We start from the raw sequence: 14,357 nt of genomic DNA on the forward strand, positions 1-14,357 counted from the left end.
GCGCTCCCGGCAGTAGTGTGCAGTGGGGCGATTCTACCTGATGGTGGCCCGCTTCAACACCGCTGATGCCCTCCTGCTAGGGCGCGCATGGGCCGCACCGAGATGGGTTGCCCAGGCGTGAGCAAAAAACGCAGCGCTCCGTCATGGGCGGTACTCCACAAACAGCTCTGCTGCTGCCGAAAACGCCGCACCACGTCGTCGGCAGGATGCCCGAACGCATTGTCTCTCCCTGCACTGAACACTACGTGCTGTGGCGTGGTATGACGGACGAATTGAACGCCCGAACTCGTTGCGCTGCCGTGGTGCCCTGCCACTAAAACGCTGACTGAACCATCGAGCTGCGTGAGAAGCTGGCGCTCCACTTGCCGGCCTACGTCCCCCGTCAACAGCAGCTGGTGCTCACCGACCTTCACTGCCAAGACGCAGGAGCGATCGTTCGAGGAAAGCGCGTTCTCACCCCTCGGTGGCCACAGAACGCGATAGCGAATGCCATCCATTTGCCAGTGCTGCCCTTGACGACAGGGCCGACCCGCGACCGGTAACGCCTCACCCTCGGGTGCCCACCACTGACCCACCTGATGATCGGCTAATAGCGCGTCGACGCCTCCAGCATGGTCAGTATCCGCATGGCTGACGATCACTTGATCGATGACTTGACCGGGAGGCCACAGACTTTGCAGCGGCATGAAGCCACTGCGAAAACGCGGCCCCGTGTCATAGAGAAAACGACGGTTGGCGCTGCGCAGCTCGACCAGTTGGCCTTGCCCCACGTCATGTACGGTCACACGAAGCTGCCCATCGGCCAGCGCCGTCTCTCGGGGCCACCCGGGTAGCGTCGCGACGAGCGCCAGCGACGCGATCCCAAGCCAGCGCGGCATGGCAGGCAATCCCCAGCACAGTGACACCAGCACCAGGCTTCCAGCGAGTGGATAGACCAACGGGGCAGGCGGCTGCCAGAGAGGAGCCGCGTCGACCGCGACACGCAACAGCCAGTGAAAAGCCGCCAACGCCTGCTCGAAGACCCACCAAGGCAGCATTTCAAGGCCGGGCAGCGGCGAGAACAGCCAGCCAAGCAGCGCGCTCGGCACCATGATGGAGCTGACCCAAGGCACGGCTAGCAAATTGATCAAAGGTGCAACGGGGGCCACACGCCCAAACGTCAACAGCACGGCTGCCGCCATCAATGGGGCAAGTAACAGTTGGGAGCGCAACAATGCCCAGCACCAGCCCTTGATACCGCGAGGCCGAGCGCGCCCCTGCCAAATGATGATCAACCACCCCACTGCCAAGAACGATAGCCACAGCCCTGGTCGCCACAAGGCAAGGGGGTCGACGATCAGTACCAGCGCAAGCGCGAGCCACCACGCCTGCCAGGGTCCGGGAGCATGACGACCGCTCAACACCCAAAGGCCTAGTAGCGTCATAATCATCGCACGCATGGCCGGGGGCGCTAATCCTGCCAGTCCGGCATAGGCGACGGCCGCCGCACCGGCTAGCCACCAGGGCCACGTCCGCAACCGCCAATGGGTGGGAGAGCTCAAGCGAGCGCTATAGCGCCCTAGCAACAGCACGAAAGAGGCCACCAACCCCACGTGCAATCCGGAGATCACCACTAGGTGCGTCGTCCCGGTGGCATTCAGCAGCGCCCAGTCCTCCTGGGTAAGCTGCTCGCTATCTCCTAGCGTGAGCGCCGCTAACCAGCGTTGAGTACGGGGTGCAAGAGGACGCTGTGCCAACCACGCTGAGGCCCACGGGCGTAACCTAGGAGCGGCAGCGGCCAGCTTTTGCGGCGCAGGGTCCGTACGCACGTAGCCGGTAGCGTGTATCCCTTCGCGCCAAAGCCACTGCTCGTAGTCGAACGCATGAGGATTGAGAAAGCCAGAAGGCGGCCGCAGTCGCAAGATCATCCGCCAGCGCTCGCCTGCTTGGAACGTATGACCGTAGGCACTTACCCGAACGCTGCCTAAGCGCTCGCAGTTGGGTACGTGTGCAGGCGCCATACAGCGCTCGATGTGCAAGCGCAGCCGCTGTGCCCCGGGCTGTGCTTGTACATCGACGACTTTGGCGTCAACCTCGAGATCTTGCCCGCTCAACCCAACGGGCAACCTGCGTGACCACTCCTGCTGAACGCTTAGCGCCACGACTCCCGCGATGAGCAGCCACGGCAGTGCGCTCGGCCGCGATGCCAGGCTCAGCAGGCCGCCCACGCTCAGCGCCAACGGCAGTAGCCACGTGCCGCTCTGGGCACCGGTGAATCCTACGACAAGCCCGCCCACCAACGCCGCCAAGGCGGCAGGGATTGCCACCCCCCGTCCCATGCGCCCCTCCCTGGTGCTTCACCATTCCTGTGCACGCCATAGCCGAAGCCCTGCGCTATATGGATAATAGAAACCACTTATCGCAAGAGTACCTGACATGCCGCGCCGTTTCCTGCAGCGCTACATGCCAAAACCCGACACGCTAAAGCGCCAGCGCTCCCTGCGCTTCATGGCACCGCTGATTGCGGACCCGGGTTTATGGCTACTGACTCGACGCAGCGTGGCCAACGCGTTTAGCGTTGGGCTGTTCTGCGCGATGCTGCCCATCCCCTTTCAGATGGTGGTGGCAGCGTTGGGCGCGCGGCTGAGTCGCTGTAATTTGGCACTGTCGGTGGGGTTGGTGTGGGTCACTAACCCGCTCACCATGCCGCTGATTTTTTATGCTAATTATCGCATCGGTACGTTTTTGTTGGACGCCCCTGCACGGGAGGCGCCTTCACGTATCTCGACACGCTGGGTTGCCGAACAGATGCACGACATTCTGCCGCCCTTACTGCTCGGGTCGTTGATCACGGCCATCGTCCTTGCCGCCGTTGCAAACGTCGGCATTCGTCTTATCTGGCGCTGGCACGTCTCTCATAACTGGAAGCGCCGCCGCCTGAAGAGGCGGCGGCGCAGGGCTCGCATCGAATCAGAGTTTGACGACTAAGTCACCCCGCCTGTGCTACCAGGCGTCCTCCATCCAGCTTCATCACGCGATCCTGATGGGCCGCAAGACCCACATCGTGCGTAACGATGACGAAGGCGCAGGCGCTCTCTTTGGCCAGCTCATCCATCAGGCCCAGAATGGTAGCGGCAGTCGTCTGGTCCAGGTTGCCCGTTGGTTCATCCATTAAAACGAGACTAGGATCCGTGACGAGCGCGCGGGCAATCGCGACGCGCTGGCGCTCGCCCCCTGACAGCTCACCCGGCTTGTGGTCGGCACGGGCTTTCATGCCCACCCGCTCCAGTAACTGCATGGCCCGCTGTTCGGCGGCTTTTTTCGACTGACCACGAATGATCAGCGGTAGCGCCGCGTTCTCAACGGCGGTGAACTCCGCTAGCAGATGGTGGAATTGATAGACAAAGCCAATATATTGATTACGAAAGCGGCCTAGCGCCGCTTCGTTCAGCCCTGACAGCGGCTCACCGCCGATCACCACGCTGCCCGCACTGGGTCGATCCAACCCACCCAACAGGTTCAGCAGGGTCGTTTTTCCCGATCCAGAGCTACCCACGATCGCGACGCGCTCACCGGCATGCACGGTGAGTTCGAGCTGGTCCAGTACGGTCAGATCCTGCGGGCCTTCGCTGTAAATGCGAGTCAGCTCACGGCATTCCAGCATGACGGCGTTTGCGTTGGTTGACGTCATCGGAGCATCCTTATTCATAGCGAAGTACATCGGCAGGCTGAACCCGAGCGGCTCGCCATGCAGGGTAAAGCGTCGAGAGGAAGGTCAGGCCGAAGGCAGCCAACACGATGTCACGCACATCGCTCCACTCCAGCCGTGACGGCAGGTCGCTGATGAAGTAAACCCCGGCATCCAGGAACTGAATACCAAAGGCGCTCTCGAACCAGCTAATGAGGTCGGAAATGGTGAGCGCCAACAAAATGCCCACGGCGACCCCAACGGCAATCCCGATCAGCCCGATGGCTAGGCCCTGTACGATGAAAATGCCCATGATCGAGCGCGGCGTGGCGCCAATCGTGCGAAGAATGGCGATATCGGCACGCTTGTCCGTGACGACCATGACCAGCGTGGAGACGATATTAAAGGCGGCAACGGCGATGATCACCGTGAGCAGCAGCGCGATCATACGCTTTTCCATTTGAATCGCCTGGAAAAGATTACCGTGGGAAAAGGTCCAATCCGTGCCGCGATAGCCCGGGCCCAGCTCGTTCACGATGGATTGGGTTTCACTCCCAGCAATGAACAAGTCATCGAGTTCCAGTCGCAGCCCGCCCACCGCATCGCCCAAGCGAGCCAGCGTTTGCATATCCTCAATATTGGCATACGCAAGACTTGCATCGAGATCGGCACCGACGCTGAAAATACCGCTCACAGTAAATCGCTTGAGCCTGGGGAACACGCCCGCTGGCGTAATGGATGCCTCAGGCACGAGCAGAGTTACGCGGTCACCCACCCCGACGCCTAATCGACGCGCAAGCATCGACCCCAGCACGACGTTCCACTCTCCCGGCACCAGATCGGATAGTTCACCCTCGCGCATGTGCTCACCAATGATGGAAACGCGATCTTCCCAATCCGGGTGAATGCCGTTGACCATCGCCCCTTGGTTTCGGCCACCGGCAGAGAACATGCCCTGCTGCTCCACGTAAGGTGCGGCGCCGATCACTCGCTCGCGCTGCATCAACTGCTCTGCCAGCGACTCCCACTCCACCAACCCTTCCTGGGATTCGATTTTGGTGTGGGGCACCATGCCCAAAATGCGTGTGCGCAGCTCGTGATCGAACCCATTCATCACCGACAGCACCAGAATCAGTACCGCGACGCCCAACATCAAGCCCAACATCGACGTCAGGGAAATGAACGAAATAAAGTGGTTCCGGCGTTTAGCGCGCACATAGCGCAGCCCCACCAGAAAAGGCAAACGATCAAGCATGGCGACATTCCTTAATAATGGGCGTCCATGGTACGGTTTTTTTAGCATGGCTGCATGTGCAAACGCAGCCTTAGAGTCGCGGCTGCGAACACCGTTCCCTTGATGACGGTATCGCTTGCAACTTGTGAGGCAACCCCCTAAATTGCGCCCGTTCCTCTTGCCCGCTGGGTAAGCTTATTCTGACTAGAGAGAGCACCGTTGACGTTGGCTACCAAGACCCACCGCCTACTGCCCGAGTGGCACCCTCAAGATGGCCTGCAGCTCACCTGGCCCCGCCCTGACGGCGACTGGGCACCGATGCTGGCGCGTATCGAGGCCACGCTCGAGCGCATCGTACTGGCCGCCGCGCGCTACCAACGCGTCATCATTAGCGTGCCCGACGAGGCGACTTACCAGCGCCTAACCGCCAGCTTCGAAGCGTACGGCATCCCCAAACAGCAGCTGCTGCTCATTGTCGCACCCACCGATGATACCTGGGCGCGGGATCACGGGCCGATCACGGTGTTGGACGAAGATGACCAGCCGTTGCTGCTGGATTACACCTTCACTGGCTGGGGCGGCAAGTTTCCTGCCGAACGGGATAACCAGCTAACGCAGTGGCTGGCAGATGCAGGCGTATGGGCCTGCCCGGTGGCTTCTCGTGACATGGTACTGGAAGGCGGCGCCATCGAAACCGACGGCGAAGGCACACTGCTCACCACCGACGCTTGCTTGCTGAATCCCAACCGCAACCCGTCACTCTCCCGTGCCGATGTCGAAGCGAGATTGGCAGACGACTTTGGTGTCGACCGAGTACTGTGGCTTACGCATGGGAACTTAGAAGGTGACGACACCGACAGCCACGTGGATACGCTGGCACGTTTTTGTAGTCCCACCACCATTGCCTACGTGCGCTGCGATGACCCCACCGATCCCCACTATGCGGCCCTTCAGGCCATGGAGCAGGAACTGAAAGCGTTTCGTCAGCGTAATGGCGATCCCTACCGGCTCGTTCCGCTTCCCTGGCCCCAGGCCTGCTTTGATCCTGAAGATGGGCATCGCCTACCGGCCACCTACGCCAACTTTTTGATCATTAACGATGCCGTGCTGGTCCCTACCTACGGGGATCCTGCGGATGTCACGGCCCTCCAGGCGCTGGCTACGGCCTTTCCCGAGCATACGCTGATTCCCATCGAGTGCGTCAGCGTGATTCGACAGCACGGTAGCCTGCACTGCTTAACCATGCAGCTACCCAAAGGTACGCTTGTGCCTGCGACCACTCACTCTTAAGGAGGGCAGCATGTCCCAGACACTCAACGTGGCGGTTGTTCAACAAGCCGCATGGCCAGACAAAGCACGCAGCTTAGCCGAAAGCGAAGCAGGCATTCGCACGGCAGCGAGCCAAGGGGCACAGCTCGTGCTATTGCAAGAGCTGCATGCCACCCACTACTTCTGCCAATACGAAGACCCGGCGCTGTTCGATCTTGCTGAATCCCTGGATGGCCCCACCGGCCAGCGGCTAGCAGCACTGGCAAAAGAGTTGGATATCGTGCTGGTAGGCTCGCTGTTCGAGAAACGCGCGGCGGGGCTTTACCACAACACGGCCGTGGTCTACGACCGCGCTCAGGGGCGGGTGGGTCAGTACCGTAAGATGCACATTCCCGACGACCCTGGGTTCTACGAGAAGTTTTACTTCACCCCTGGCGACGCCGACGACACTCGCAAAGAGGGCTTTACCCCAATCGATACGTCCGTGGGGCGGTTAGGGATTTTGGTGTGCTGGGACCAGTGGTATCCAGAAGCTGCGCGCCTGATGGCGCTGGCGGGTGCCGAGCTGCTGCTCTACCCCACCGCCATTGGCTGGGATCCTAACGACGACGACGCCGAAAAGACGCGGCAAAAAGATGCCTGGACGCTGATTCAGCGTGCCCATGGCGTTGCCAACGGACTGCCTGTTCTGGTGGCTAACCGCGTCGGCTTTGAAGCGGACCACTCCGGCGTGGGCGACGGTATCGCGTTTTGGGGCGGTAGCTTTATTTGCGGCCCACAAGGCGAGCTGTTAGCACATGCGGGTGAAGAGACCGAGCAGTTAGTCGTAAGCCTGGATATGGCGCGTAGCGAAAACACCCGCCGCATTTGGCCCTACCTGCGCGACCGTCGGGTCGACGCGTATGGCGACCTGACCCGCCGCTATCGCGACTAAGCCTAGACACTCGCCCTGAAAACTCAAAACGCCTGCCCTGTTACCAGAGCAGGCGTTTTGCTATCGGCGATCAGGTAAAAGCGCTTACTTCCAGAAATCGCGAATCGAGGCAATCCCTTGAGCGCCCACTGCGCGCGCGTGGTTGGCATCGAAGCGGGTCATTCCACCTAGCGCGAACACTGGCATACCGGCACGCTCCACCAGCTGCTGGAAGTCATGCCAGCCCATGGGGGCCACTTCCGGGTGCGACGGCGTCGTACGCAGCGGCGATAGGGTGACGAAATCACACCCTAACACGGCCGCCTGGGAGAGCTGTTTCTGGTCGTGGGTAGAAGCTGACAGCCACTTGTTTTCGGCAATCGGGCGGCGATCTAGCTGCATCAACCGGGCGCTGGTCAGGTGAATGCCATCGGCGTCGACCTGGTCCAGCAGGGTTGGCTCACCGTTGAGCAGCAGTTTCGCGCCGTATTCGCGACACAGCGTGAGGGCGCGTTCGGCACGCGCGACGTACGCCGCATCATCCAAGCTTTTCGCACGCAATTGAACAAGACGGACGTTGTCTTCGCGCAGTGCGCGCTCCAGCAGCGCTGCGAAACGCTCGTCATCAGGCTCTTCACCGGTGATCAGGTACTCGGTGGGTAGCATGACGGCTCGGAGGATCGGCAGGTTTGCCGCCGGGAACGGATAGTTCACCAGCTCGTTCATCGGCACCCAGCGCACCGCCTGACCTTCACGACCAAATGGCTCACCCGCAAACTCGTGTACCTGCCATACATCAAGCAGGATATGTTTGTCAGGGTATTCATGGTGAACACGAATGAGCGGCTGGGCACGAACGATCTCTACCCCCAACTCTTCATGCAGCTCACGTTTGAGGCCCTCTAGTCCCGTTTCGTAAGGGGCCAGTTTGCCACCAGGAAACTCCCAAAGGCCGCCGTGATCGACGTTGGAAGGCCGGCGCGCGATCAGCACGTGCTTTTGATCGGCGCTGATCATCGCAGCCGCCGCAACATGAACCCGTCGTTTTACCATTACACTCATTACGTCTTATCCACTTTGTGCGCGCCGCCTTGCTTGCACGGCGCTATCTCGCTGCGTTAGCACGTTGCCGCAGCCTTAGCTGCGGTAATCCGCGTTGATGGACACATAGTCATGGGAGAGATCCGAGGTCCACACAGTGGCCGCCTCGTCACCACGTCCCAAATTAATGCGAATTGTGATCTCTTCCTCAGCCATGACGGCACTGCCCGCCGCCTCGGTATAGCTGTTCGCACGGCCACCGTTTTCCACCAAACGCACATCGCCCAAATCGATGACGACACGGCTGACATCGAACGACGCCACCGGCGCGCGCCCCACCGCCGCCAAGATACGTCCCCAGTTGGCGTCGGAAGCGTACAGTGCGGTTTTGACCAGCGGCGAGTGAGCCACGGTGAAGGCGACGTCCAATGCCTCTTGGCGCGTACAGGCCTCGTTCACCTGCAGCGTGATGAACTTGGTCGCCCCCTCGCCATCGCGGATGATCGATTGGGCCAGCTCGGTCATCACCCGCTGCAGGGCATTACGGAAAACGGCGACGTGTTCGTCGCTTTCGATACGCGCTCCAGTGCCCGTTGCCGCCAGCATGCAGGCATCGTTGGTCGAGGTATCGCTATCCACCGTGATGCAGTTGAACGAACGATCCACCGTTTCTCGCAGCAGCGTGGCGAGTAACGGCTGCGCGATGGCCGCATCGGTCATCACGAACCCCAGCATGGTGGCCATGTTGGGCTTGATCATACCCGAGCCTTTGGTAATGCCGTTGATCGTGACCTGCTGGTCGCCAATCATCACGGTGACCGTGGCCCCTTTCGCGCGGGTGTCGGTGGTGAGAATGCCTTCTCCTGCCTGCTGCCACGCCTGGCTCGAGTCGGCCAGCGTTGCCAACGCGTCAGGCAAGCCTGCCAGCAGACGAGCCATGGGCAGCGGCTCGCCAATCACGCCGGTGGAGAACGGCAGTACCTGGGTGGTGTCCACCCCGGCTTGCTCGGCCACCGCGGCACAGCTGGCATAGGCATCCTGCAGTCCTGCCTCACCCGTTCCCGCATTGGCGTTGCCGGTATTGATGAGCCAGTACCGGGGCGCAAGGCCGCTCTCTGCGCACGCCTCAAGGTGTGACTTGGCCACCACCACGGGAGCGGCACAGAACGCATTGCGCGTGAACACGCCCGCCACGGTGGCCGTCTCGGGCAGTTCGATCACGACCATGTCGCGGCGGTCCGGCTTCTTGATGCCCGCCTTTGCAGTCCCTAGACGCACCCCGTCAAGGGGTGGCAATTCCGGAAAGGGAAGATGTCCCACCGCCATGTTTCTCTCCTTTACGCACACTGACGTATGCGCGTGATTAGCTCAATTTGCCGCAGCACTGCTTGTACTTCTTACCGGAGCCACATACGCAGGGGTCGTTGCGGCCCACTTTCGGGTTTTCACGACGCAGCGGACGACCATCGGCGCCGGGAGCGGCTTCGCTCGGCTCGGTATCGGGTGCCTCATGACGGCTAGCAGCCGTCGCCTTCTCACGGGCCAGTTCTTCACGGCGCTTCTGCTCCAGAGCATCGACCTCTTCTGGCTGACGCACCTGAACGTGGCTGAGAATACGCGTGACATCGGCTTTGATGTTGGTCAACAGATGCTGGAACAGCTCGAAGGACTCGCGCTTGTACTCCTGTTTGGGGTTTTTCTGTGCATAGCCACGCAGGTGGATACCGCGACGCAAATGATCCATGGACTGCAGGTGCTCTTTCCAGCGGGTATCCAGCACTTGCAGCATCACCTGTTTCTCGAAGCGACGAATCAGCGCTTCACCAGCGGACTCGATCTTCGCTTGGTAGGCGTCTCGATGCATGGTTTGCAGACGCTCGCGCAACTTCTCTTCACTGAAGCGCTCGTCCTCGTCCGCCCACTTAACGACCGGAGCATCGAGATTGAACTCCGTTTTCAGATGCGCTTCCAGACCAGGCAGATCCCACTGCTCGGCCAGACTTTGAGGGGGCACGTAATCGCTAATCGCGTCTTCCATCACCTCCTCTCGAATACCCACCACCGCAGCGGAGACGTCATCAGAGGCGAGGATTTCATTACGCTGCTCGTAAATCACGCGGCGCTGATCGTTGGCAACGTCATCGTACTCCAGCAGCTGCTTACGAATATCGAAGTTACGCCCTTCTACTTTCTTCTGCGCGCGCTCGACCGCATTGGAAACCATCTTGTGCTCGATGGCTTCGCCACGCTCAAGCCCCAGCGCCTGCATCAAGCGCTTCACCCGGTCGGAGCCAAATAGGCGCATGAGGCTGTCTTCCAGCGAGAGGAAGAAGCGTGTAGAGCCTGGATCGCCCTGACGACCGGCACGACCACGGAGCTGGTTATCGATACGGCGAGATTCATGGCGCTCAGAGCCCACCACGTGCAAGCCACCGGCTTCCAGTACCGCATCATGGCGCTTTTGCCACTCGGCTTTGAGCGCATCGATTTGAGCTTGCGAGGGGTTGTGCAACTTAGCGGCCTCAGCTTCCCAGTTACCGCCTAGCATGATATCGGTACCGCGACCCGCCATGTTGGTAGCGATAGTGATCGCGCCGGGACGGCCAGCCTGGGCAATAATTTCCGCTTCGCTTTGGTGCTGCTTGGCGTTCAAAACGTTAAATTTCAGCCCAGCCTCACGCATTAGGCGCGCCAAATACTCAGACGTTTCAATGGAGGCGGTACCCACCAACACCGGGCGGCCGGCGTCGGTTTCTGCCTTCACGTCTTTGATGATGGCTTCGTACTTCTCTTCCGCACTGAGGTACACCAGATCGTTGAGATCCTTACGCGCCAGCGGGCGGTTGGTGGGAATGACGATGACATCCAGGCCGTAAATCTGACGGAATTCGAACGCTTCGGTATCTGCCGTGCCCGTCATGCCCGACAACTTTTCATACAGACGGAAGTAGTTCTGGAACGTGGTAGACGCCAACGTCTGACTTTCTCGCTGAACCGTTACTCCCTCTTTGGCTTCGACGGCTTGGTGCAACCCCTCGGACCAACGACGGCCAGGCATCGTACGGCCAGTGTGCTCGTCGACGATCACTACCTGACCTTCGGCGACGATGTAATCCACATCCAGGTGATAGAGATGGCGTGCGCGCAGCGCGGAGTGCATGTGCTGTAACAGGTTGAGGTTTTGCGCGGCGTAGAGCGACTCGCCTTCGCCCAACAGCCCTTCGGCTCGCATGAGCTCTTCGACTTTGTTGTGCCCCTGTTCGGTCAACTCTACCTGCTTCTGCTTCTCGTCGAGCACGAAATCGCCGCTTACCGGCGCGTCCTCATCTTCGGAGACTTCTCCCTGCTCGAGCTGCTGGGCAAGGCGGTTGACGATGCCATAGAGGTCGGTATTTTCATCTACCGCGCCGGAGATGATCAGCGGCGTGCGCGCTTCATCGATCAGGATGGAGTCCACTTCGTCGACAATCGCGTAGTGCAAACCGCGCTGAACTTTGTCTTCCAGCGAGAACGCCATGTTGTCGCGCAGGTAGTCGAAGCCAAACTCGTTGTTGGTGCCGTAGGTAATGTCACACTGGTACGCGTGACGTTTCTCTTCCCCCGTCTGTCCGGCGAAAATAACGCCCACCGTGAGCCCCAGGAATTCATACAGGGGGCGCATCCACTCCGCATCGCGACGGGCAAGGTAGTCGTTCACGGTCACGACATGCACGCCTTTACGGGTCAGCGCGTTCAAATAGACCGCGAGCGTGGCAACCAGCGTTTTACCTTCCCCGGTTTTCATTTCCGCGATTCGACCACGATGCAAGGTCATACCACCGACCATTTGCACGTCAAAGTGTCGCATTCCCATGACTCGCTTGCTGGCTTCACGCACCACGGCAAACGCATCGGGCAGTAGGCTATCCAGCGCTGCCCCGTCGTCTAGGCGCTGGCGCAGTTCTGGAGTTTTCGCTTGAAGCTCGGCATCGCTCAGGCCCGCCAGGGTCTCTTCCAGCGCATTGATGCTCTGCACGCTTTTCTGCATGCGCTTGACTTCACGGTCGTTCTTGGAACCGACTACTTTACGTAACAAGTTGTTAATCATGAAATTTCCAAATCATCGTGAGCGCCCCATCCAGGTACGCTCAGGTATCAAGCAAAGAGGGTGATATGAAGCGATGCGTTATCGAGCAGGCGGGCCACGGGGCGTCACGACATCGCGGGCAGCGACGAGCGGGAGCGCGAACGGCAGAAAAGACAAAGGGCGACGGGGGGCCTGGGGCGCTCGCCGCGTTTGACGGTGAAACCAGCGGCGAAGCGCGCGCCGTTTCTTCGCGATCCAGTGAGATTGGGCGCGAAGCATAGCAGGCATCCAAAAGCAGATGCAGACGCCACGGTCGCTACTTCTCAGTGCGTCGGATGGGTGTAGACTAGCGGGTAATAAACAGCTCACCAGTAAGCCAGCCAACCACCAACGCGCTAGGCCATAGCGTCGAGGACGCCTTGGCGAAGCAGATTCGATCTGTAACGTTGATGACATGCTGTGGACTGGCTCCCGAGCGTGTTAGGCTCTGTCTATTGGCGGTCAAACACAGGTGCTGCTCGTAGTTGCCAGTACGACGCCACTCGCAACACCCTAGGAATCAAGTTGATGAGTATAAAGGTTAAGCGTTCTCGCGCACAGCCCATTGCCCAACTGCTGACCAAGTCAGGCGGCGTTGGCCAGCTCATGCGGCAATCACGCTTGATTGATCAAGCGCAGCGCCATCTTCGCGCTCATTTACCCGACGAAATGCGCGAACACATTTTCGTGGGCGGCTTCAGCAGCGGGCGCCTGACTCTCATCAGCGGACAAGCAAGCTGGCTGACGTGGCTACGCTACGAGCAATCGCGACTATTATCGCTACTTCATCAGCTCCCTGGCTTTGAAGGAGTAACAGGATTTACCCTCAAAGTGCGTCCCGTACGCCCCATCGAATCGCCTAAACGCTTCACGCGAACGCTTTCCGACGACGCAGGCAAAACCTTGGCCGAATGCGCCAAAGACACCGACAGCCCTAGCCTGAGACATGCCTTAGAGCGCTTAGCCTCTCACGCGCGTTCGGAAGATACCAAAACGTCACGCTAGAAGCGCTTACCCAAAACAAACAAAGCACCGCCGAAGCAGTGCTTTGTAGATGGGGGACCCTTTCACGATTTCAACTCGTCCCCAACATTTTGTTTTTCGGCAAATTACGCCATCGCCGGTGCCGCATAGGAGATAGGGGCCACGGCCTTCTCTTCTTCAAACGTCACGATCTCGTAAGCATCCGGCTGAGCCATCAGCTCACGGCACAGCTGATTATTCAGGGCATGACCCGACTTCACGCCACGGAATTCGCCAATCAAGCTGTATCCCAGCTGGTACAAATCGCCAATGGCATCTAGTACCTTGTGTTTGACGAACTCGTCTTCGTAGCGCAGACCACCCTCGTTGACGATACGGTAATCGTCGACCACGATCGCGTTTTCCAGGCTGCCCCCCAAGGCTAAATTGTTGGAGCGCAGGTACTCTAGATCGCGCATGAACCCAAAGGTGCGCGCCCGGGAGACTTCTTTGACAAACGACGTGGTCGAAAAATCGATCAGCGCAGTTTGTTTCTGCTGTTCGAAAACCGGATGGTCGAAATCGATGGCAAACGAAACCTTGAAACCTTGATGGGGCAAAAAGGTGGCTTCTTTATCGCCATCGGTCACGCCAATACGGCGCTTGATGCGAATGAATTTTTTCGCCGCGTCCTGCTCCAGGATACCGGCCGATTGAATCAGAAAAACGAACGGACTAGCGCTACCATCCATGATAGGCACTTCGGGGGCGCTGATATCGACGTAGGCATTGTCGATGCCCAAACCCGCAAAGGCGGACATGAGGTGCTCGACGGTCGCCACTTTGACGCCTTCATGAGAGAGTGCCGTACACAACGTGGTGTCTTCGACTAGCTCGGCACGGGCAGGTACATGTACCACGGGGTCCAGATCGGTTCTGACAAACACAATGCCGGTGTTGGCCGGCGCCGGACGCAAAGCCATATGGACTTTTTTGCCAGAGTGCAGACCCACTCCAGTGGCGCGAATGACGTTTTGTAATGTGCGTTGTCTGATCATGGGTAGTGGTCAAGCTCTAATGACGGCGGCTTGCGGCGAATTGCCACAGGATCCGCAGGGGAAGAAAGTTATCAAACAGTGTTCACTTTAACAGCAAACGAGCGTTT

11 protein-coding genes are annotated in these 14,357 nt (G+C 59.5%); 4 read left to right on the plus strand and 7 right to left on the minus strand.

The window, feature by feature from the left end; all coding sequences use genetic code 11:
- Positions 1-53: 53 nt before the first annotated feature.
- Complete coding sequence (locus AB6K10_RS15500; protein WP_339119251.1) at positions 54-2,318, minus strand: DNA internalization-related competence protein ComEC/Rec2; 2,265 nt, start codon at positions 2,316-2,318, stop codon at positions 54-56.
- A 97-nt stretch (positions 2,319-2,415) separates the two neighbouring features.
- Here AB6K10_RS15500 and AB6K10_RS15505 point away from each other — a divergent pair, with 97 nt between their 5' ends.
- Entirely contained in the window at positions 2,416-2,967 is a 552-nt protein-coding gene (locus tag AB6K10_RS15505; RefSeq protein WP_159342527.1) for a DUF2062 domain-containing protein, read from the plus strand.
- 1 nt (position 2,968) lies between these two features.
- On the opposite strand, the gene AB6K10_RS15510 is transcribed toward AB6K10_RS15505, so the two are convergent.
- Together AB6K10_RS15510 and AB6K10_RS15515 are read right to left on the minus strand one after the other, a co-directional pair.
- Complete coding sequence (locus AB6K10_RS15510) at positions 2,969-3,670, minus strand: ABC transporter ATP-binding protein (protein ID WP_253016002.1); 702 nt, start codon at positions 3,668-3,670, stop codon at positions 2,969-2,971.
- Between the two features lie 10 nt (positions 3,671-3,680).
- Positions 3,681-4,922, minus strand: a complete 1,242-nt coding sequence (locus AB6K10_RS15515; protein ID WP_305946672.1) for a lipoprotein-releasing ABC transporter permease subunit — start codon at positions 4,920-4,922, stop codon at positions 3,681-3,683.
- Between the two features lie 198 nt (positions 4,923-5,120).
- Between AB6K10_RS15515 and AB6K10_RS15520 the strand changes: the two genes are divergently transcribed.
- Positions 5,121-6,191, plus strand: a complete 1,071-nt coding sequence (locus tag AB6K10_RS15520) for an agmatine/peptidylarginine deiminase (RefSeq protein ID WP_285263390.1) — start codon at positions 5,121-5,123, stop codon at positions 6,189-6,191.
- A 10-nt stretch (positions 6,192-6,201) separates the two neighbouring features.
- Positions 6,202-7,104 carry a carbon-nitrogen hydrolase gene (locus AB6K10_RS15525; RefSeq protein ID WP_285263391.1) on the plus strand — a complete coding sequence of 301 codons (903 nt, stop codon included), beginning with the start codon at positions 6,202-6,204 and terminating at the stop codon, positions 7,102-7,104.
- Positions 7,105-7,188: 84 nt separating this feature from the next.
- Here the strand turns inward: AB6K10_RS15525 and AB6K10_RS15530 are convergent, their stop codons facing one another.
- The 3 genes from AB6K10_RS15530 to secA form a co-directional block, all read right to left on the minus strand.
- Entirely contained in the window at positions 7,189-8,145 is a 957-nt protein-coding gene (locus AB6K10_RS15530) for a Nudix family hydrolase (RefSeq protein ID WP_285263392.1), read from the minus strand.
- A 75-nt stretch (positions 8,146-8,220) separates the two neighbouring features.
- Positions 8,221-9,450 carry a bifunctional glutamate N-acetyltransferase/amino-acid acetyltransferase ArgJ gene (argJ, locus tag AB6K10_RS15535; protein WP_285263393.1) on the minus strand — a complete coding sequence of 410 codons (1,230 nt, stop codon included), beginning with the start codon at positions 9,448-9,450 and terminating at the stop codon, positions 8,221-8,223.
- A gap of 37 nt (positions 9,451-9,487) precedes the next feature.
- The gene (secA, locus tag AB6K10_RS15540) at positions 9,488-12,211 is read right to left on the minus strand and encodes a preprotein translocase subunit SecA (protein WP_285263394.1); all 2,724 of its coding nucleotides are present in this window, start codon (positions 12,209-12,211) and stop codon (positions 9,488-9,490) included.
- A 546-nt stretch (positions 12,212-12,757) separates the two neighbouring features.
- Between secA and AB6K10_RS15545 the strand changes: the two genes are divergently transcribed.
- Positions 12,758-13,234, plus strand: a complete 477-nt coding sequence (locus tag AB6K10_RS15545; RefSeq protein WP_285263395.1) for a DUF721 domain-containing protein — start codon at positions 12,758-12,760, stop codon at positions 13,232-13,234.
- 104 nt (positions 13,235-13,338) lie between these two features.
- Here AB6K10_RS15545 and lpxC read toward each other — a convergent pair whose 3' ends face one another.
- The gene (lpxC, locus tag AB6K10_RS15550) at positions 13,339-14,250 is read right to left on the minus strand and encodes a UDP-3-O-acyl-N-acetylglucosamine deacetylase (protein ID WP_159342535.1); all 912 of its coding nucleotides are present in this window, start codon (positions 14,248-14,250) and stop codon (positions 13,339-13,341) included.
- Between the last annotated feature and the right edge of the window lie 107 nt (positions 14,251-14,357).

The organism is Halomonas sp. BMC6 (assembly GCF_964204995.1).
Classification (GTDB): Bacteria; Pseudomonadota; Gammaproteobacteria; order Pseudomonadales; family Halomonadaceae; genus Vreelandella.

Bases quoted from the DNA above. Each gene is read 5' to 3' on its own strand.
- argJ (WP_285263393.1), bottom strand. From the start codon at position 9,450: ATGGCGGTGGGACATCTTCCCTTTCCGGAATTGCCACCCCTTGACGGG.
- AB6K10_RS15510 (WP_253016002.1), bottom strand. From the start codon at position 3,670: ATGACGTCAACCAACGCAAACGCCGTCATGCTGGAATGCCGTGAGCTG.
- AB6K10_RS15505 (WP_159342527.1), top strand. From the start codon at position 2,416: ATGCCGCGCCGTTTCCTGCAGCGCTACATGCCAAAACCCGACACGCTA.
- secA (WP_285263394.1), bottom strand. From the start codon at position 12,211: ATGATTAACAACTTGTTACGTAAAGTAGTCGGTTCCAAGAACGACCGT.
- lpxC (WP_159342535.1), bottom strand. From the start codon at position 14,250: ATGATCAGACAACGCACATTACAAAACGTCATTCGCGCCACTGGAGTG.
- AB6K10_RS15500 (WP_339119251.1), bottom strand. From the start codon at position 2,318: ATGGGACGGGGGGTGGCAATCCCTGCCGCCTTGGCGGCGTTGGTGGGC.
- AB6K10_RS15515 (WP_305946672.1), bottom strand. From the start codon at position 4,922: ATGCTTGATCGTTTGCCTTTTCTGGTGGGGCTGCGCTATGTGCGCGCT.
- AB6K10_RS15545 (WP_285263395.1), top strand. From the start codon at position 12,758: ATGAGTATAAAGGTTAAGCGTTCTCGCGCACAGCCCATTGCCCAACTG.
- AB6K10_RS15525 (WP_285263391.1), top strand. From the start codon at position 6,202: ATGTCCCAGACACTCAACGTGGCGGTTGTTCAACAAGCCGCATGGCCA.
- AB6K10_RS15530 (WP_285263392.1), bottom strand. From the start codon at position 8,145: ATGAGTGTAATGGTAAAACGACGGGTTCATGTTGCGGCGGCTGCGATG.